The following is a 19,586-nucleotide window of genomic DNA, read 5'->3' as shown; positions in this document are numbered from 1 at the left end:
TCCTAAAACTTTTCATAATACTTCTTGATATACATCTTGCGAATGAAAAGTTACTTCGTAAGCATTGGCATAACTTTTCATGATACTTCTTGATATATTACCATATATTGAGGCTAGTTTTATAAGTAACCCCACACGAAAATAATAGGCTCGACATATATGTCGAGCCTACTTGTGAATTTAGCTATTACTTCAGTTTGTGTACAAAATTCCCAATGCGATCAATCGCTTCAGTTAATGAAGCAACCGAGGTAGCATAAGAACAACGAAGATGACCTTCACCGCCAAGACCGAATACATCACCAGGAACTGCTGCCACATTTGCTTCTTCAAGCAAACGTTGGGCAAATTGTTCACTAGTTAACCCTGTTGAAGCAATTGATGGGAATGCATAAAATGCACCTTGAGGTTCATGACATTGAAGTCCAATTTCACGGAAACCTTGCACAACAAGACGACGACGCTGATTGTATGACTCAATCATCTTATCTTTTTCTTCAAGTCCATTCGTTAAAGCCTCAATTGCAGCATATTGTGACATTACTGGTGCACACATCACTGTATATTGGTGAATTTTAAGCATTGCTGAAATAATATCTGAATGACCGCACGCATAACCAATCCGCCAGCCAGTCATTGCAAATGCTTTAGCAAATCCACTAACAAGAATCGTACGATCCTTCATACCAGGAATCGCTGCAAAACTTACATGCTTCGAACCATATGTTAATTCTGCGTAAATCTCATCACTTATAACTATAAGATCGTTCTCTTCAACTACTTTCGCAATCGGGAGCCAATCTTCATAAGTCATAATTCCACCAGTTGGGTTACTTGGATAACAAAGAATAAGCACTTTTGATTTTGGAGTAATTGATTTTCTCAAAGACTCTGCCGTCAACTTGAATTGATCCTTCGCAAAAGTTTCAATGCCTACGGAAACTCCTCCGCTAAGAACGGTAATTGGAGAATAAGAAATATAGCATGGTTCAGGAATTAGAATTTCATCACCAGGTGAAATCAAAGTACGAAGTGCAAGATCAATAGCCTCACTACCACCTACAGTAACCAAAATCTCATCTGCTGGATTATATTCCACTTGAAAACTACTATCTAAATAAGTGCCTATTGCATCTCTTAGCTCTGGCATACCAGCATTTGAAGAATATTGAGTTTTGCCTCGTTCTAGAGACATAACCGCTGCTTCACGAACATGCCAAGGTGTTACAAAATCGGGTTCCCCTACACCAAGTGTAATTACATCCTTACGAGTACTAACAAGATCAAAAAAACGACGAATACCTGAAGGTTTAATATCTCTTACTGCCGGATTCAAGAAATCTTTCATTGATCGAGCTTGCACTGGTACGGATGATACTTGCGATGCTTCGTTTGTCATCACATTCACCCTTCTTATGGGGACACCATCATACGATGATCACTTTCATGCTCTTCGAAGATAATGCCATCCTGTTTATATTTTTTAAGTACAAAGTATGTTTTAGTAGATAAAACTGCTTCAATTGTAGATAATTTATTAGAAACGAAGGAAGCAACTTCCTTCAAACTATTTCCTTCAATCTCAACTTGTAAATCATAAGCCCCTGACATTAGATACAGTGATTTAACTTCAGGATACAAGTATATAGTTTCTGCAATACGATCGAATCCACGTCCGCGCTCAGGGGTAATTTGCACCTCGATTAAGGCCGTAACTTTCTCGTCATTCATTTTACTCCAGTTCACGATCGTTGCATATTTCACGATTACATGATTTTGTTCAAGTGTGGCGACTGCTTCGCGAACTTCCTCAACGGCTACACCAAGCATAGTGGCGATTAATTCTGGCTTAATTCTGGCGTCCTCTTGCAAAAGCTCAAGCACCTTTAATTGAAACTCACTAATTCCTATCATGATTTTACTCCTTCCCACTTCCTGTGGTGTATAGCAACAAAGCTATGTACGTTATTTTACACCGAATAGATACGTTCTGCAAAGATAAAAAAGACCCTAATAGGGTCTTTTTTACTGCAAATCGTATTATGATGCCATTTTCGTGCAATTAATGCAATGAAGTGTACAATGGCGCCGTCTGATGTTGATTATCTAGGTTATTCTGCTGTAGCCAACTTTGAGTTTGCTGTTGTTGGCTAGAATATGATCGAAGCTGCTTGTCTAGTTCCTTCTTAGGAGCGACTGAAGGAGCTTGATACATATTTACTTGAGACATCACAGTATACAGTTGTCCTTGCATCGTTAACGTCTTATTCAGCAGATCAGTAAACATCTGTCTAACCGTTGGGCAATTCGATTCAGTTGCTGCCGTAGCATATTCACGAACTACCCGCTTAAGATCAGCGAGTACTGTACCTGCTAGATCTTCTTCAGTTAACATAGACTTTTGACTGTTATTCGTAGTCATTGGATTCCCTCCGTTACATCTTGAATGATTGTAATGAAAATTAATTCATACCCATAGGTGCTATTGCCTGATGCTGCTCAATTGATTTCATCAACGTATTGTAATTTTCTTGATGAGTTTGCACCATAGCTTCACAACAGCTTTTTAGGGCTGGGTGAGTTGAAAGTGCAACAACTGCAGCAGTTTGACGTAACAACAAATCCTCATTCGAGATGGAGTCAATCACATACTCAAGTTCTTTGCTCGACATCGGTTGCATTCGCTTCATCCTCCTAACATATTCGCAAATAACTGCAAACTTAGCATGAGCCAATATGCCGCTTGATATACGAACTAAAAATTGGAGAAGTGAGAAATACATTATTCAAATGAAAGTTCAAAAAGTGGGCTTTCAGAATCGAGAAGATGGAGCGCTACTTTAGGGAGGAGGAAACGTAAGTGTACGTTATTGGTACACGCGTACCGGACTTCCCAAGTTCGTTTCATATTCGATGCCAAATAAGCTACATTAGCACAATCACCGTTATCAAAGTCCGCTTTTTGAACTACCGCTTAAAATGAAAGTTCAAAAAGTGGGCTTTCAGAATCGAGAAGATGGAGCGCTACTTTAGGGAGGAGGAAACGTAAGTGTACGTTATTGGTACACGCGTACCGGACTTCCCAAGTTCGCTTCATATTCGATGCCGAATAAGCTACATTAGCACAATCACCGTTATCAAAGTCCGCTTTTTGAACTACCTCTAAAGTTAGAATAGATCCATACTGAGGTAACGCTCGCCTGTATCCGGCGCAATACAAAGTACTCGTTTGCCAGGTCCTAATCTTCGAGCAACTTGCATAGCTGCCCATACTGTAGCTCCTGATGAAGGACCTACAAGAATACCTTCTTGCTGCGCAAGCAACTTCATTGTGTTGATTGCGTCCTCATCAGCAACTTGAATAATCTCATCATAAATTAATGTATTCAAAATAGCAGGGATAAAGCCAGGACTTGTTCCAACCAACTTATGCGATCCTGGTTGACCTCCTGAGAGAACAGGCGAACCTTTCGGTTCTACTACAGCAATATGAATATGTGGTAATTTTTCTTTAAGTACTTCACTCGTTCCTGTAATCGTGCCACCTGTTCCAGCGGAAGCTATAAATGCATCTAATCTCCCATCCGTCTGCTCTATAATTTCAAGAGCCGTCGTCTTGCGGTGTATATCGGGATTTGCTTGATTTTCAAATTGATTAGGGATAAATGAGTTAGGAATACTTTTCTGGAGCTCTAACGCTTTGGAAATCGCTCCAGACATCCGATTAGCAGATGGTGTTAGTACAACTTCTGCTCCATAAGCTTTCAACATCCCAATTCGTTCTTTAGTCATATTGTCAGGCATGACCAGTATGATGCGATAGCCTTTCGCGGCTGCATTCATCGCGAGACCAATTCCTGTATTCCCGCTGGTCGGTTCAATGATTGTAGCTCCTGGCTGTAGAGTACCTGTACGCTCAGCTTCGGCAATCAAGTTGTAGGCAGCGCGGTCTTTCACACTTCCACTAGGATTAAAGTATTCTAGCTTAACGATGACTTCTGCACTACCCGGCTCAGCTATACGATTCAATAATACTGCTGGAGTATCTCCGATTAATTCCATTACACTATTCACTATTTTAGCCATCTTAAATTCCTCCTAAAACTTTTCATTAGCTCTTGGATTTCATCATGGACATGAAAAGTATCTTCGAAAGCATAATATAAAACTTTATATTTAGTGCATTTTATTTCATTACTTTAGTTCTTCCGTAGTCGTCGCGAAATAATTTTCGCATCCAAAACCAGCCTAGTATCGGAACTGAGCCTACAATTAACAACATCCATACTAACCCTTGCTCTGTATTATTCCATTGCAAATAGATAAAGAACGGAATCAATCCAATGAGTCGACCTGTTGTTAAACCAAGCTCTCGAAATACAATCAATTCTTCTCGCTTCTCAACGGATTGTTGCGATGCCCCAATCAAATCAAAAATTCTAGATGTAATTGGAATGATATACAGAGGAAATATCATCGCTGTCCCTATACCAAACCATAACAATGAACGATATTGAATACCACCAAATAACGGAACAATTATGGCTGCTAATGAAAGAACACCAATGAACATCGACCATATTCTCCAATTCGGCCTCATATATCGCCCAACAATCCAGTAACTTATTAAAGCAGTTACCGATGCCAATAAACTATACATCCCTACTTTTGCTTCATCATTAGTTGCAATATACACAACTAAGCCAATTAAAAATAGAAATACACCTTCACGAACACCTTGCGTAATAATAACCGCAAATGCCCTCCTCCAATTTGTATCTGAACTTTTTAATTGTTTTATTGGATGAGCCCAATCATATTTACCTTGAGTTGGTCGTTTCTTAATATAAAAGCTTAATACGCCACAACAAGCAAATATTATTAAAGAACTAGTAAATATAAGTTGATAACCTCTCAAATCAGCTAACATACTGATGAGTATTCCTGATGACCATGGAGCAACTATTCCCGCAAATGCGATTAGTAATCCTTGCCAACCATTAAAACGATCTCTTGTATTGGGTTCTGTAATCTCAAAATAGACAACATTATAAGCGATCCAAAAAAGTCCTAAGCCGATACCACTAATTAGACCAAGAATGATTGGAATATCGCTAGCCCCTTGCTTAACCCATAACACAATACTATAAAAAACGCCTGAGAGCAGACACCCTGCTCGCAGGCAATTTAATTTATTTCCTTCCTTCACCCATTTACCTGCGAGATAGAACGTTATCCCTCCCGCACAGTATTGTGCTAATGCATAAAGCGCAACGGTGAAGTACGATTGGCTTGCCTTCCATAAATATACAGGAACAAAAGTGCCTGACAATAAATTAGCAAAGCCAAATGAAGCATAAATCGCAAGTAATATCATTGCTTGTTTATCTAATAATTTTGCCATCTTATCACATCTCCTAGAAACAGGATTAAGCTATATTAGCTCTGTGATAACATACCCTTAGGGTAAAGACGACATACTAGCACGATATTTCCAACTTCTAAACTTCAGGCGTTAATGCATCAAGTAATTGCTTACGATCACGAAGATCTAGGTAGCTATCCGTACGATAACATGAAGGACATACATACCAAATGACCTTGAACGTTTCATTTACTAAAGGCATACCGTTAACAGGTGAAACCTTTGCTTCAAATTGTCCATTTTCACCAACAACTTGTAGCCCCGCTTCAACCATATATGAACGACAATTAATACATTCAGGCATCTCAAATTGCTCATTAAGAATACTTTGTAAAGAACTGTTTGCAGCAATTTCACGTGTTGTACGCAAAATCCCGCGGTCGTCATCATCCCATTCTACATCATCTTGATCAGAACGCTCATCATCAATATCTTCTTCATCGTCTAAATCTACTTCTAATGTTCGATAACCACTTAGTTCGTTTTCACAGTGTGGACAATTTTTTTCAGGTCCGATCTCCTCATCCCAAATTATATCTGTTTCACACCATGGACATGTTGTTTGTAATTCCATTGTAAACTTCCTTTCTAAATACATGAGATTTCATCACATGTTTGCTACATATATAATACCAATAACAAAAAACAAAACTGCAACTATTGCTAGTACTCTAGATAAAATCTTCATACGAAACACCCTCTTTAGATAAGGATAGTCGCACCGATTACATAGGATAACGAGATAGAAATAATCATAGCTATCAATCCAACCGCACGATTATCATTAGCGAGCTCCTCATCTATTCTAAATACCGGCGTCAAAAATTCAAATAGGAAATAAGCGACAAGCAAAATGATAAAGCCATAGGTTCCCCAAATTAAATTCTCATAGATTGAGCTATTCATTGAAATAGAAAATCGGAAAATGTTACAAATACCAAATATTTTCCCTCCTGTTGCCATAGCAACAGCTACATTACCTCGCTTAATTTCATGCCAGCAACGATATTTAGTTACTAACTCAAACAATGACAAAAAAACAATCAAAGTGAGTATCGCCACAGAAACGTATACAATTGAGGCTAGATATTCATTTTCTAATAACCAATCAATCTTAGGATTCATCCTATTCTCCTCACTTTACAACTTTCTACAATAAAAAATTGACAGAATCAAGCAGATGGAAGATGCCAGGAGTCTTGAGTACATCACAACATGCAGATGGCAGATGCCAACGAAATTATTGCAATCACAAGCAAGCAATTTGGACTTCCATTCCAATATAGGCTCAAATCGCTGGCTTGTCAGTACCAAGAAGATGACATGAAGTTAGGAAACGAGGCGCGCAATGTACTATATAGGTACACGAGCACACTCAGGCTTCCCATGAATGGCAGCTTCGCCTTCGAATATACTACGAAGGAAATCATCGCATTGCAAGCCAGCGATTTGAGCTCCCTCTATTTGAGTTCGGCTACAGTGACACCGATGCCGCCTTCCCCATAATTCCCATTACGGTAAGCTTTAACATGGCTGTGACGGCGTAAATATTCTTGAATACCGGAACGAAGCACTCCTGTTCCTTTTCCGTGAATAATATACACTTGCCCCATTCCTGCAAGGAATGATTCATCGAGAAATCTATCCACTTCTAGTATAGCTTCCTCCAACGATTCACCTCGCAAATCAAGTTCCATACGAACAGAGTCATCTTTTGTTCGTTTTAATGTAGCCACTTGTTTTTGTGGTTGTGCAGGCGTAGTAGATTGTGATTGTAGTAATTCTAGATCTTCTAATTTAACCTTCATCTTCATTATTCCAAGTTGAACTGTAGCTTCTTCACCATGTATTTCTACAACATGCCCTTTAGAATTCAGACTATATACTTTAACTTCATCGCCAGCATGAATTTTTTGTTTCTTACCATCACGAGCTGGTTTTTTCTTAACTTTTATTTCTGGTTCAGCTTGATCTAAGCGGCGGCGAGCTTCAATGAGCTTATGCTCCTTGATCGATGCGCCTTCTTCCATCGCTAATTTACGAAGATCCGAGATTATTAATTCTGCCTCTTTACGAGCTTTAGTGATAGCTGCATTCGCTTCATTTTGCGCTTTGACAAGCAGATTTTCTTTCTGTTCTTCAAACTTCAGTTTATCTTGCTCATGTTTTATACGTAACTGCTCCATCTCAAGTCGCAACTTTTGTGCGGTATCACGGTCAGATTCAGCTGAAAGTCGATTTTCTTCCAACGAAGCAATCATACTTTCAACTTTCATGTCCTCATCGCTAACTTCACCTCTAGCTACATCAATAATAGCCGATGACAAGCCTAATCGTTCCGCAATTGCAAATGCATTACTACGACCTGGTACCCCGACAAGTAGACGATACGTTGGACTTAGAGTAGCAATATCAAACTCCATACTAGCGTTAATTACACCTTTTCGGTTAAATGCGTAAGCTTTCAACTCAGAATAATGTGTTGTAGCAATTACTCTACATTCCTTAGCATGAATATGCTCAAGTATCGCTATAGCCAATGCTGAACCTTCAGCCGGATCAGTACCCGCTCCAAGTTCATCTAGAAGCACTAAGCTTTTGGATGTCATCTCTTGTAAAATCCTAATAATGTTTGTCATGTGACTAGAGAATGTACTCAAACTTTGTTCAATACTTTGCTCATCACCAATATCAGCAAAAATGGCATCAAAGACACAAAGCTGACTTCCATCTTCCGCGGGTACAAATAAGCCAGACATCGCCATTAAGCTTAGTAGACCAACCGTTTTTAACGCGACTGTTTTACCACCAGTATTTGGTCCTGTCACGATAATGGAGTGATACTGATTCCCAAGTTCAAGTTCCAAAGGTACAACTTGACGAGGATCGATTAATGGATGGCGACCTTTTTTCAGCTTGATGTATCCACGGTCATTCATCCGTGGGCGGATTGCTTTCAATATATGTGCATATCTTGCTTTTGCAAATGTGAAATCAAGCGTTGCAATTAGTTGTTGATCATACAGAAAATCTTCTACACAGTCGGCTACTTGAGCAGTTAGCTTTTGAAGTATTTTCTCTATCTCTCTAATTTCTTGAATTCTCATTTCACGAAGTTTATTATTCAACGTTACAATAACTTCAGGTTCAATAAACAACGTTGCACCTGATCCTGATTGATCATGCACAATTCCGCCAAAACTAGAACGATACTCAGATTTAACCGGAATAACAAAGCGATCATTGCGCAAAGTAATAATAGCTTCCTGTAGCATTTTCTGCACCGAAGATGACCGAATCATATTTTCCAGTTTTTCTCTAATCCTACTTTCTCCTAGTCGAATTTCACGACGTGCAGTGGCTAATTCAGCACTAGCTTGATCAAGAATTTCGCCTTGTTCATTAATACATGTCCAAATTGCTTCTTCAAGCTCACGATGTTCACTTATTAATTCGGAGATGTTCATCAAAGATGGGACTGAATATTCTTCATTAACGGTTGAAATATGTCTTTTCACGCGACGACTACCACGAGATGTAGAAGCAATCTCAATTAGTTCAGTAGCGTTCAATGTTCCGCTAATTCTTGCCCGATGTAGTGAGGAACTAATATTAAAAATTCCACCAAACGGTGCAGACCCTTTCAAACGATCTGCAGCAAAAGCTTCATCTGTTAATTGTAATAAGTTTTTGACAATTTCTATATCAGTAGATGGTTCTATTTGTTCAACCATTTCTTTACCAATAGAAGTCGCAGCATGCTCCTTCAATTTTACAATTATTTTTGAATACTCAAGTGTTGTCAATATTTTTGCGTTCAACGATAACACTCCTTAAACTTTTCATTGGCCTTCAATATAGCTTCTCGAATATGAAAAGTACATCGGAAGCATTCTCTTGCATTACTTATTATAGCTTAAAGTTGTATTTCTTGTACTACCTCGTACATATTATTTTGTAATATGGCAACACTTAATAGTGAATCGTCGTACCTGTATCATCATACACAATTTCTACATGGAGGAATGGAAATGAATTTTCTAGGACATGTTGTTAGATTTATTGTTTCAGCTTTAGTGTTAATGCTTGTTAGCTGGATCGTCCCACAATTTGCAGTAGGCGGTTTCTGGAGCGCATTATTATTAGCGCTAGTCATTGCCGCACTAGGTTGGATTGTAGAAGGTATCTTCGGCAAAAAAGTTACCCCTTTTGGCAGAGGTATCGTAGGATTTCTAATTAGTGCGCTTGTTATTTGGTTAGCCCAATTTATTGTTGGTGGAGTGAGTGTAACGCTAATTGGTGCTTTGCTTGCAGCACTTGTTATCGGAATCGTCGACTTGTTCATACCGATCGGTAATCCTTATGAAGCTGGCGAACGTCATAAATCATAATTTTACTATAGGTCCTTCATCTTAGATGAAGGGCCTATAGTAGATTATAATTCGTAGTGTATTGCAATATTGTCATCAGCTTGTCACGTGAACTAATACATTCCATCCTAATATTGGTATATAATAATTATTATTATTACATTCAAAGGGGTTAATGTCATGAAAAAATGGTTAGTATTAGCATTGGTTTCCGCTTTAATGGTCGTATTAATGGCTTGTGGCTCAAATTCAAATAGTAATAAACCAGTCACTCCTGCTGCGCCAATAGAAGTTAGTGATGATGAAATTGCAACAGGTTCACTCATTATTACTGCGTCTGACTGGAAATTTGATAAAGAGTATTATGCCATTCGTGCAGGAGAATCCGTAGAATTAACCGTTGATTCAATCAGTGGTGCACATGGTGTTGAAATAATGAATACGGAGTATAATAACATTATCAACAATAAAACAACTGCAGTTACAATTACTGAGCCAGGTACTTACGACATTCGTTGTTCTGTTCCTTGCGGTAGTGGCCACCGCACTATGACTACAAAGCTTGTAGTCGTAGCATAACAGACTAATTTTAAAGCCTCTTCTTCCATCTAGTGAAGAAGAGGCTTTTCTTCAGACTAATTATTTCATGAAAAAGCCTAAGTAGCACTTAAAACAGCTACTTAGGCTTTTCCTACATCATAAAAGTGAATTAACTTTGCTCGATTAATTCAATCCATTCATTGTACTCGGTTTGTAGCTTGGAATATTCACGTTTTAGCTTTTCATGCACATCAGTTAACTGCTCTAATTGCTGCTCTACCAGCTCTAATTGTTCCAATGACTGATCTTCCATCATGCGAGCTGCAGCTACTTCTTGTAATTCAAGTTGTTCCTCATATCGTGTAGCTTGATTTTGGAATTGCTCCGCATGTATCCTTAATTCGGAAAGTTCGGACTCTAACTTAGTTAACTGCTGCTGCAATTGACGCTCTGCTTCAATCTGACTAGCTAATTGTATTTCAAGAGCTTTAACATTTTCTTCAGTAATCGACATTTTATTCGCTGTTAATCTTTCCTTCGTAGCAGCTACTTCCAAATACTCTAGTAATTGCTCTGACTTATCAGTATCCTGTTGATGTTGAAGTTCAAGATCTGTATAACTCCGTGATACATTATCATAATTATTTTGAAGATCGACTAATTGCTGTTCAAGCTGTTTCACTTTAGGCAGCAACGCATCTTCTTCAGACTTCACATTTGCTAGTTCTTGTTCTAGCTCATTGCGGTACGCTATTTCTTCTGCATTCGCAGACTTCACGCTTGCTAGTTCTTGTTCTAGCTCGTTACGGTACGCTTCTTCTTCTGCATTCGCAGACTTCACGCTTGTTAGTTCTTGTTCTAGCTTATTGCGGTACGCTATTTCTTCTGTATTAGACGCTTTCACATTTGCTAGTTCTTGTTCTAACTCGTTACGATATGCTTCTTCTTCTGCATTTGTAGATTTCACGCTCGCTAGTTCTCGTTCTAGCTCATTGCGGTACGCCACTTCTTCTGCATTCGCAAACTTCACGCTCGCTAGTTCTTGCTCTAACTCATTGCGGTACGCTATTTCTTCTGCATTCGCAGACTTCACGCTTGCTAGTTCTTGTTCTAGCTCGTTACGGTACGCTTCTTTTTCTGCATTTGCAGATTTCACGCTCGCTAGTTCTTGCTCTAACTCGTTACGGTATGCTTCTTCTTCTGCATTTGCAGATTTCACGTTCGCTAGTTCTTGCTCTAACTCATTGCGGTACGCTATTTCTTCTGCATTCGCAGATTTCACGCTCGCTAGTTCTTGTTCTAACTCATTGCGGTACGCTATTTCTTCTGCATTCGCAGACTTCGCGCTTGCTAGTTCTTGTTCTAGCTCGTTACGGTATGCTTCTTCTTTTGCATTTGCAGATTTCACGCTCGCTAGTTCTTGTTCTAACTCATTGCGGTACGCTATTTCTTCTGCATTCGCAGACTTCACGCTCGCTAGTTCTTGTTCTAGCTCGTTACGGTATGCCACTTCTTCTGCTTTCGCAGATTTCACGCTTGCTAGTTCTTGTTCTAGTTCGTTACGGTACGCTAATTCTTCTGCATTTGCAGACTTCACGCTCGCTAGTTCTTGTTCTAACTCATTGCGGTACGCTATTTCTTCTGCATTCGCAGACTTCACGCTAGCTAGTTCTTGTTCAAGCTCGTTACGGTATGCTACTTCTTCTGCTTTTGCAGATTTCACGCTTGCTAATTCTTGCTCTAACTCACTACGAAGCGCTTTCTCTTCTGAATTCGATGACTTCATGGTTGAAAGATCCTGCTCTAATTCTTGAATTAGTAACATAGTTAATTCTTGTTCATTCATCTGTTCTATATTTTGTTTCTTCAATTGTTCTTGTTCTAATTGTAGTAGCTCATTACGCTCAGTTAACTGAACTAACTCAGCAGTAGTAGCTTCTAATTGAGTCGCTAATTGAGTTGATTGTGTAGAGATCTCTAATAATTGAACAGATAATAGCTCTTTTTCCGCTATAATTCCTTCGATTTGCTCTTCTTGTGCTAGTTGCTTTAATCCTTCTTCAAGCAACTGCTCGTTTAATTGCTCAATGTTGCTATGTAGGACATTTTTTTGTTCTTCTAACTGTAGCGCTTTGCGTTTGTATTCTTCTGTTTGATTATGACTTGAAGTCAAGTATTTCTCTAAGCTAGCAACTTCATTTTGAAGATTCTCAACTTGAGCTTTTTCTGATGCGACAATAGTTTCAAAATTTTGAGTCGTCTCTTCTAATTGACTCTCAAGTGATGCCTTCTCAAGTTGCGCCAGCTCTTGTTCCGAGGATAACTGTTGCGCTAATAATTGCTTAGCATCTTCTATAATCACTCGAGCACGCTCTGCTTGATCCAGTTCTGATCGCAAAACTTCTTCCTGCTCCATAGCGAGGAGAATTTGCTCATCAGCTTGAGCTAAACGTAACTCAAAACCTTCTTTTTCTGTTTTACTAGTAGCTTGAAGTTGACTCAATTGTTCTGATAGTTGCTTATTATCTTTATCCCATTCCGATTGAAGCTCAACATTACGCCGCTCAAACTCGATACGTAATGACTCTAGTTCCGCCTCAAGTTGATCTCTAACTTCACTTGCCTGTTGGGTAGACTCTATTAATAGCTTTTCCGCAGCTGATAACTGTTCATTAAAACTAGCAACAGCAGTCTGTTTTTCATCCATTAATTGTTCATTTTGAGCTATAAGTTTTTCTGCATCAACTTTTAGTTTCGCTAACTCTGTTTCAAATCGACCCTTTTGCTGTAATAATGCTAACTTCTGCTCAATTACCGCATTTTCCGATAATTCTTGAATTTGCTTCTCATGCTGCTCTTGTAAAGCCGTAATATTATGTTCAAGCTCAAGTTTAATCGCTTCAGATGTGGCGATAATTGACTCTAATTCAGCTAAATGAGTAAGTTGAACTTGTTCTTGCTCTTGTTCGAAAGATGCTTTTAATTGTGATTGTTGTTCATTACTTACTGTTTGATGCTCTAAAAGTTGCTCGGCATGTAATTGCTTCAACACTGTAAGTTCTTCGCTCGCTTGAACTTTATATTGTTCGTATTGAGCTAATAATTGTTCAATACGCTCTTGTTCTAATTGAAGTTGTTTCTCTGTTATTAGTAAACGTGCTTCCTCCGCTTGAAGTCTACTATTTTCACGACGTACTCGGAATATTTCTTCCGTAATTTGAACAGCTGCTAGAACTGCTAATTTATGTGTATCAAGAACAGGATAGCTTTTGGCAAGCTTATGCATGCTTTCATCTATTGATGTAGCTACCATTTTCATATATTCTACGCTTGAATGACCTTTAAGTTTATATTGACTACCAAATATATCAACATGTACTACGATTGTTTCGTTTTCCATGTGTATCAACTCCTAATCCATGAAGTGCAATAAGGCTTTGAACGACAAATAAAGCCGCATCTAAGCTCACTTGGAACTTATTCGATGCGGCTTAAGCAGTTTCCTGCCTACTTACGTAATTCTGCTTCAAAAGATTGTTCTAATGTAGCTACGACCTGTTCATGAACAGTAGTTACTTCTTCATCTGTTAATGTACGATCTTTGTGACGGTATACAAGTGCGATAGCAACACTCTTCTTATTTGCCCCTAGACGCTCACCAGTGAAGATATCAAATACTTGAATAGATTCTAATAATTCACCTGCAGTACTTGAGATAGATGTTAACATATCCCCAACCGCAACATTTTGTTCCACTACAACAGCAATATCACGACTAATCGCTGGATAACGTGGTAGCACCTTATAGACGATGTCAGAATTTGCAAGTTCATATAAAGGAGTTAGTTCAAACTCAACGACATAGGCATCCGCCAAATCAGATGTACGTTGCAATTCAGGATGTAATTGACCAACATAACCAAGTACCTCTTTGTTACCCTCTATATTTAACACAATGGCAGCTGTTCTACCTGGATGGAAGTTTGTTGGTTGTGCTGATTCATAGCTAATATACTCACTAACACCAAGAGCAGTGGTAATCGTTTCAACAATTCCTTTTGCATCGTAGAAGTCATAAGCTACTGATTTGGAATTCCAACCAGCTTGCGTACGATTTCCTGTTAATAATGCGCCAAAGCGTTGTTTTTCTTCTGGTAGCGTCGTTAATACTTCTTCATCACTATGGAACACACTACCGATTTCAAATAATGCTACAGATTCATTTTTACGATTACGATTATATGATGTGATATCAATTAATTGAGCAATTAGACTAGTTCGAAGAACACTACGCTCTTCGCTCATAGGCATTAATAACTTAATAGCTTTCGTATCACGAGCTAATTCAGGGAATAATTCAGTATGTGCTGGACTAGTGAAAGAATAGCTTACAACTTCCAGTAACCCGGAATCAGATAGACGTTTACGTAGCTCACGACGAATAGATTGTGCTTTCGTCAGCGCACCCGGAATGACTTCTCCGTAAATTGGTGTAGTTGGAATATTGTCATATCCATATACACGCGCGATTTCTTCAATCAGATCCACATCTAATGTAATATCCCCACGACGAGTTGGCACTTGCACTGTATACTGCTCATCATTTGTTACCTCGTAAGTGAAACCAAGACGATTAAAAATTGTTCTAACTTCAAGTCCAGACAATGAAGTTCCTAGGAAAGCGTTGACCTTGTCAAGAGCAACTGTAATTGTTAGTGGAACAGACTCATTAACAATCGCTTCAACTACTCCATCAAGTACTAATCCTTCACCAATTTCAGCTATTAATGCAGCTGCACGATCAAGTGCTGGAATAACACGCGCTGGATCCACTTCTTTTTCAAAACGAAGGCTTGATTCTGAACGTAGGCCAAGACCACGAGATGTTTTGCGAATTGTGCTACCAGCGAATTTAGCAGATTCAAGTAAAATATTAACCGTGTCGGCAGTAACCTCTGTAGTAGCTCCTCCCATAACACCAGCAAGACCAATTGGTTGCGTGCGATCAGCAATAACTAGCATATGAGGCTCTAGTTTACGTTCTTGATCATCAAGAGTAACTAGCACTTCTCCCTCTTTTGCTAAACGAACAACAATCTCGCCACCTGGAACTTTATCAGCATCAAATGCGTGAAGTGGTTGACCGTATTCCAACATAACGAAATTGGTCACATCAACAATATTGTTAATTGGACGAACACCAGCAGCAATCAATTTGTTTTGTAACCATAATGGTGAAGTAGCTACTTTTACGCTTTTAATGTATCTTGCAGAATAGTGAGAGCATAATTCGGTATTTTCAATTGATACTTTAATATGATCAGCAGCTTTATCAGCTGTATCGATAATATTAGATTGTGGAAGTTTCACTTCACGGCCTGTCAGTGCAGCAACTTCGTAGGCAACACCAATCATGCTAAGCGCATCTGAGCGGTTTGGTGTAAGATCAAGTTCAAGAACATGATCGTTAAGATCTAGAACATCTTCAATAGGTGTTCCAAGTTTTAAAGTGGAAGGCAATACAAGAATTCCTTCTTGTTGCTCTTTAGGAAGCAGCTTATCATTAACGCCTAATTCTTTCGCAGAACAAATCATGCCCTGTGATTCAACACCACGTAGCTTTGCACGTTTGATCTTGAAATCACCAGGCATTTTCGCCCCAACTACTGCAACGGGAACATGTTGCCCTGCATCAACATTAGGTGCACCACATACGATTTGTAATTCTTCACCTGAGCCAACATCCACTTTACAAACATTCAACTTATCTGCATCTGGATGTTTTTCCTTGGATTTAACATAACCAACTACTACACCAGAAACCCCTTGATTTCTAGCTTCAACGATATCGATCTCAATACCGCCACGTGTCATCATTTCTGCTAATTCTGCAGCCGTTATATTCGATAGATCCACATATTGCTCTAACCATTTATAGGATACTTTCATTATTTTCCGTCCCTTCCTTCACCGACAACCGATCTTTTTATCACAATATAATTTATTAATTTCCTAGGGTACCGATGGACAAATTCTATTTGGCGATAAAACCTTCCTTATAAACGCGGTCGCTCACCCTTGGATAGCCTCGATAGAGGTTTTCTCACTATCATTGGAATTGCACAAGCACAGCTATGACCCTCTGATTTACATACGAGCAAATTGAGATAAGAATCTTGTATCATTCGTGTAGAAATGACGGATATCATCGATACCATATTTCAATAGTGCGATACGTTCGACTCCCATACCAAAAGCGAATCCAGTAACTTCGTTCGGATCATATCCACCCATTTCAAGTACACGTGGATGAACCATACCGCAACCAAGAATTTCAAGCCAACCAGTTCCTTTACACATACGACAACCACAGCCACCGCATTGTGCACATGTTACATCAACTTCTGCACTTGGCTCAGTGAATGGGAAGAAACTTGGACGCAAACGAATTTGCGAATTTTCACCAAACATTTGCTTGGCGAACTGTAGTAATGTACCTTTCAAATCACTCATACGAATGTTTTTGCCAACTACTAAACCTTCAATTTGGTTAAATTGGAAGGAATGCGTCGCATCATCATCATCACGACGGTATACTTTACCTGGGCAAATGATACGAATCGGAGTTTCTCCATGACTTGCTTGCATCGTACGCACTTGTACAGGAGAAGTTTGAGTACGCATAAGAATTTCTTCAGTAATATAGAACGTATCTTGCATATCACGAGCAGGATGATCCTTAGGAAGATTTAGAGCTTCAAAGTTGTAATAATCCGTCTCAACTTCTGGTCCTTCAGCAACTGAATAACCTAAGCCAATGAAAATATCTTCAATCTCTTGAGCAACTTTGTTCAAAGGATGAATGGAGCCAGTCGGTAGACAACGACCTGGTAACGATACATCAATCGTTTCTTCATTAAGACGCTTATTCGTTTCTTCTTGTTGGAAGAAGTTTTGTTTCTCATCCATTACGGCTTCAATTGCTGCACGAACGTCATTAACAACTTGACCAATAACCGGTCTTTCTTCTGCACTTAAACTACCCATTCCACGCAATACTTCTGTAAGTGCACCTTTTTTTCCAAGATACTTAACTCGTAGTTCCTGCAATGCATTTACATGTTCAACATGTTGCAGAGATGCTAAAGCTTCTTCACGCAATGCTTCTAATCTTTCCTTCATTGAATTCGCCTCCATTGTTCTTCACTATACAAAATAAAAGTAATAAGAATTACAAAACTTAGTTAATATGTTCATAAATCTGGTTCGATCGAATCTGGTTCGATCTGGTTATTCGCAATGAAGCGAATCTGTTAAATTTCCAAAGGAAAGTTAACTAGGAGCCCTCGCCGTAGCATCACCTACAGCTTTTCATCTTTCCTTCGAAGCATCATTCGCTTGTCAGCACCGAGAAGATGACATGAAGCTAGTGACGCGAGTAGCGGAGTGTACGTTATTGGTACACGAGCAACACAGCTAGCGATGAATGGCATATTAGAAGCCGAATACACTTCGTCAGCATAACCATCGTGATCACAAGCGAATCAAAGGGGAAAAACACAAAAAGGTCCTTCCTCCCCAAAGGGACGGAAGAACCGTGGTACCACCCTAATTCAAACATATCGCAAGTATTGCATGCGACATACCTCTTAGTCCCTGTAACGACGGGTCATCGTGCATCTCTACTGATTGACACTAAGTCAATGTTCAAGTACCAGCTCCAGAGTGAATTTCGGTTATCAGTTACTATAAGAATGCTTTCAATCTAAGGCACTCCATCCCTGTATAGACGATTAACGTACTTATCTCTATCTTAGCCTTCATTATTTCATACTTGCTAATATTATAGACAAAATAATCTACTCATGCAAGATAGTCTCTTAAAAAGATAAATTAAGATTATCAACGTTAATAAACAAAGGCATTTCTAACAAACATTAATCATTACTAAATGTAAAGTCAAAACTACGTTTATGCCCATCTAAGAAAGTAATCATTACTTTTGCTTGCCAATTACTAGGGTATGGTAATTGTAAATCCTTCATAACAAATCTGGACTCATTAAAATTATCGAATGCAAATTCATCCTCTAAATCAGCCTGTACTAATTCGAAATCACGTTCTGATCTTGATGGTTTATCCTCTGCAACTACCGATACATCGACTGTTGCAACCTCACCTTCCTCCTCCAGCGTCCAAAGCGTTACGCTTAACTGATTAGGACCAGGAGCATTAGGTGTAAGCTTAACTGTATAATGTAGTTCATCGCCCATTCTATGAACGTTCAAAGGATTGTTCATATTTGGCATCGGACTAATCTGACTGATCAATGAAGCAATCATAATAATAGCGACTAATAGAATAGCTTCCGTCAACATGGCACGTTTTGGATTATTATGATGCTTCACAATTTTAATCCGAGCAAGATAACCCAAACCAATAGCTAAGCTAATAACAACTATTTTTATTAATAGCCATTTGCCCCATGACGTGTACAGTAAGTACATCCAGCTTGGTAATATAAGTATTGTAAGTAAAACGCCACTAATGGCAACAAGTGCTAGTGTTACCCACAATATTTTGGAGAATCTAATCATAAACTTAGCTGCGATAGACTTTTCATTTCGCCAAATGATCCATAGAATAATTACGCCGCCTATCCAAATCGCCGCGCAGAACAGATGGATATAGTCGAAAAGTGTTCCTACCTGACTACTTTCAAGAGCGGCAATATGACCATTCATTGCTTCTCCGAAAAGAATCACCCATGCCCAAATGATACCGAACATGCTATCGAATCGCTTAAGAAACAAACCTACAAGTGCTAGTACAAATAAATAAGTTAAACTTTTACCTGTAGATGTATTCAGTAGCACTTCCTTCCACTGAATTGAATCTATACCAAATATTTCGATCCACTGCATGGATTGAACACATAATGCAAATAAAACTGCGATAAATAAAAATTTACTAAGTTGCTTAGTACGAAGTTTAATAAGTTCCAAAACTGGCTGTTCCCACTTCATCCCAAGCAACGAATTTGCAATAATTAATCCCGATGTAGCTAATAAGGCAATATACAAAATCACATTACTTATATACAATAGCGTATCCAATATGTCACATCCTAATTATGTAGTTAAATATTTACATTTCAGTATACCTAATTGATCTAGTTCAGTGTAACATAGGAGTAATATTAATGTGTTGCAACTTTGTTAACATTCATCTAATTGCAATATGTTATGTAA

At 38.8% G+C, this 19,586-nt stretch carries 15 protein-coding genes; 2 read left to right on the top strand and 13 right to left on the bottom strand.

The window, feature by feature from the left end:
- Window positions 1-187 precede the first annotated feature (187 nt).
- From NV377_RS11405 to NV377_RS11365, 9 genes are all read right to left on the bottom strand, one after another.
- Window positions 188-1,348, bottom strand: a complete 1,161-nt coding sequence (locus NV377_RS11405) for an aminotransferase class I/II-fold pyridoxal phosphate-dependent enzyme (RefSeq protein ID WP_258201423.1) — start codon at window positions 1,346-1,348, stop codon at window positions 188-190.
- Between the two features lie 65 nt (window positions 1,349-1,413).
- Window positions 1,414-1,914 (bottom strand): Lrp/AsnC family transcriptional regulator, encoded by a 501-nt coding sequence (locus NV377_RS11400; protein WP_373425819.1) that lies wholly within the window; start codon window positions 1,912-1,914, stop codon window positions 1,414-1,416.
- A gap of 148 nt (window positions 1,915-2,062) precedes the next feature.
- Window positions 2,063-2,422 (bottom strand): spore coat protein, encoded by a 360-nt coding sequence (locus tag NV377_RS11395; RefSeq protein WP_258201341.1) that lies wholly within the window; start codon window positions 2,420-2,422, stop codon window positions 2,063-2,065.
- A 40-nt stretch (window positions 2,423-2,462) separates the two neighbouring features.
- The gene (locus NV377_RS11390; RefSeq protein WP_258201340.1) at window positions 2,463-2,681 is read right to left on the bottom strand and encodes a hypothetical protein; all 219 of its coding nucleotides are present in this window, start codon (window positions 2,679-2,681) and stop codon (window positions 2,463-2,465) included.
- Between the two features lie 487 nt (window positions 2,682-3,168).
- Window positions 3,169-4,086 (bottom strand): cysteine synthase A, encoded by a 918-nt coding sequence (gene cysK, locus NV377_RS11385; protein WP_258201339.1) that lies wholly within the window; start codon window positions 4,084-4,086, stop codon window positions 3,169-3,171.
- Window positions 4,087-4,186: 100 nt separating this feature from the next.
- On the bottom strand, window positions 4,187-5,404 hold the full coding sequence (locus NV377_RS11380) for an MFS transporter (protein ID WP_258201338.1): 1,218 nt from the start codon (window positions 5,402-5,404) through the stop codon (window positions 4,187-4,189).
- A gap of 97 nt (window positions 5,405-5,501) precedes the next feature.
- Window positions 5,502-5,999: a hypothetical protein gene (locus NV377_RS11375; RefSeq protein WP_258201337.1), complete on the bottom strand. Its 498-nt coding sequence runs from the start codon at window positions 5,997-5,999 to the stop codon at window positions 5,502-5,504.
- 128 nt (window positions 6,000-6,127) lie between these two features.
- The gene (locus NV377_RS11370) at window positions 6,128-6,550 is read right to left on the bottom strand and encodes a DUF350 domain-containing protein (RefSeq protein WP_258201336.1); all 423 of its coding nucleotides are present in this window, start codon (window positions 6,548-6,550) and stop codon (window positions 6,128-6,130) included.
- A 335-nt stretch (window positions 6,551-6,885) separates the two neighbouring features.
- Window positions 6,886-9,246, bottom strand: coding sequence for an endonuclease MutS2 (locus tag NV377_RS11365; protein WP_258201335.1), 2,361 nt, complete (start codon window positions 9,244-9,246; stop codon window positions 6,886-6,888).
- 210 nt (window positions 9,247-9,456) lie between these two features.
- Between NV377_RS11365 and NV377_RS11360 the strand changes: the two genes are divergently transcribed.
- Both NV377_RS11360 and NV377_RS11355 read left to right on the top strand, forming a co-directional pair.
- The gene (locus NV377_RS11360) at window positions 9,457-9,816 is read left to right on the top strand and encodes a phage holin family protein (RefSeq protein ID WP_258201334.1); all 360 of its coding nucleotides are present in this window, start codon (window positions 9,457-9,459) and stop codon (window positions 9,814-9,816) included.
- Window positions 9,817-9,975: 159 nt separating this feature from the next.
- Window positions 9,976-10,374 (top strand): cupredoxin domain-containing protein, encoded by a 399-nt coding sequence (locus NV377_RS11355; RefSeq protein WP_258201333.1) that lies wholly within the window; start codon window positions 9,976-9,978, stop codon window positions 10,372-10,374.
- Window positions 10,375-10,504: 130 nt separating this feature from the next.
- Here the strand turns inward: NV377_RS11355 and NV377_RS11350 are convergent, their stop codons facing one another.
- From NV377_RS11350 to NV377_RS11335, 4 genes are all read right to left on the bottom strand, one after another.
- Window positions 10,505-13,735: a cell division protein ZapA gene (locus tag NV377_RS11350; RefSeq protein ID WP_258201332.1), complete on the bottom strand. Its 3,231-nt coding sequence runs from the start codon at window positions 13,733-13,735 to the stop codon at window positions 10,505-10,507.
- Window positions 13,736-13,842: 107 nt separating this feature from the next.
- Window positions 13,843-16,284, bottom strand: a complete 2,442-nt coding sequence (gene pheT / locus NV377_RS11345) for a phenylalanine--tRNA ligase subunit beta (protein ID WP_258201331.1) — start codon at window positions 16,282-16,284, stop codon at window positions 13,843-13,845.
- A 198-nt stretch (window positions 16,285-16,482) separates the two neighbouring features.
- Window positions 16,483-17,517: a phenylalanine--tRNA ligase subunit alpha gene (gene pheS / locus NV377_RS11340; RefSeq protein ID WP_258201330.1), complete on the bottom strand. Its 1,035-nt coding sequence runs from the start codon at window positions 17,515-17,517 to the stop codon at window positions 16,483-16,485.
- Window positions 17,518-18,272: 755 nt separating this feature from the next.
- Window positions 18,273-19,451 (bottom strand): CopD family protein, encoded by a 1,179-nt coding sequence (locus tag NV377_RS11335; RefSeq protein ID WP_258201329.1) that lies wholly within the window; start codon window positions 19,449-19,451, stop codon window positions 18,273-18,275.
- Window positions 19,452-19,586: the final 135 nt, after the last annotated feature.

It is taken from the genome of Paenibacillus endoradicis (assembly GCF_024721975.1).
Note: the sequence above shows the minus strand (reverse complement) of the source record. Positions and strands in the feature narration are given on the sequence as shown.

Bases quoted from the DNA above. Each gene is read 5' to 3' on its own strand.
- pheS (WP_258201330.1), bottom strand. From the start codon at position 17,517: ATGAAGGAAAGATTAGAAGCATTGCGTGAAGAAGCTTTAGCATCTCTG.
- NV377_RS11405 (WP_258201423.1), bottom strand. From the start codon at position 1,348: ATGAAAGATTTCTTGAATCCGGCAGTAAGAGATATTAAACCTTCAGGT.
- cysK (WP_258201339.1), bottom strand. From the start codon at position 4,086: ATGGCTAAAATAGTGAATAGTGTAATGGAATTAATCGGAGATACTCCA.
- NV377_RS11360 (WP_258201334.1), top strand. From the start codon at position 9,457: ATGAATTTTCTAGGACATGTTGTTAGATTTATTGTTTCAGCTTTAGTG.
- NV377_RS11400 (WP_373425819.1), bottom strand. From the start codon at position 1,914: ATGATAGGAATTAGTGAGTTTCAATTAAAGGTGCTTGAGCTTTTGCAA.
- NV377_RS11350 (WP_258201332.1), bottom strand. From the start codon at position 13,735: ATGGAAAACGAAACAATCGTAGTACATGTTGATATATTTGGTAGTCAA.
- NV377_RS11395 (WP_258201341.1), bottom strand. From the start codon at position 2,422: ATGACTACGAATAACAGTCAAAAGTCTATGTTAACTGAAGAAGATCTA.
- NV377_RS11390 (WP_258201340.1), bottom strand. From the start codon at position 2,681: ATGCAACCGATGTCGAGCAAAGAACTTGAGTATGTGATTGACTCCATC.
- NV377_RS11375 (WP_258201337.1), bottom strand. From the start codon at position 5,999: ATGGAATTACAAACAACATGTCCATGGTGTGAAACAGATATAATTTGG.
- NV377_RS11370 (WP_258201336.1), bottom strand. From the start codon at position 6,550: ATGAATCCTAAGATTGATTGGTTATTAGAAAATGAATATCTAGCCTCA.
- NV377_RS11355 (WP_258201333.1), top strand. From the start codon at position 9,976: ATGAAAAAATGGTTAGTATTAGCATTGGTTTCCGCTTTAATGGTCGTA.
- pheT (WP_258201331.1), bottom strand. From the start codon at position 16,284: ATGAAAGTATCCTATAAATGGTTAGAGCAATATGTGGATCTATCGAAT.
- NV377_RS11380 (WP_258201338.1), bottom strand. From the start codon at position 5,404: ATGGCAAAATTATTAGATAAACAAGCAATGATATTACTTGCGATTTAT.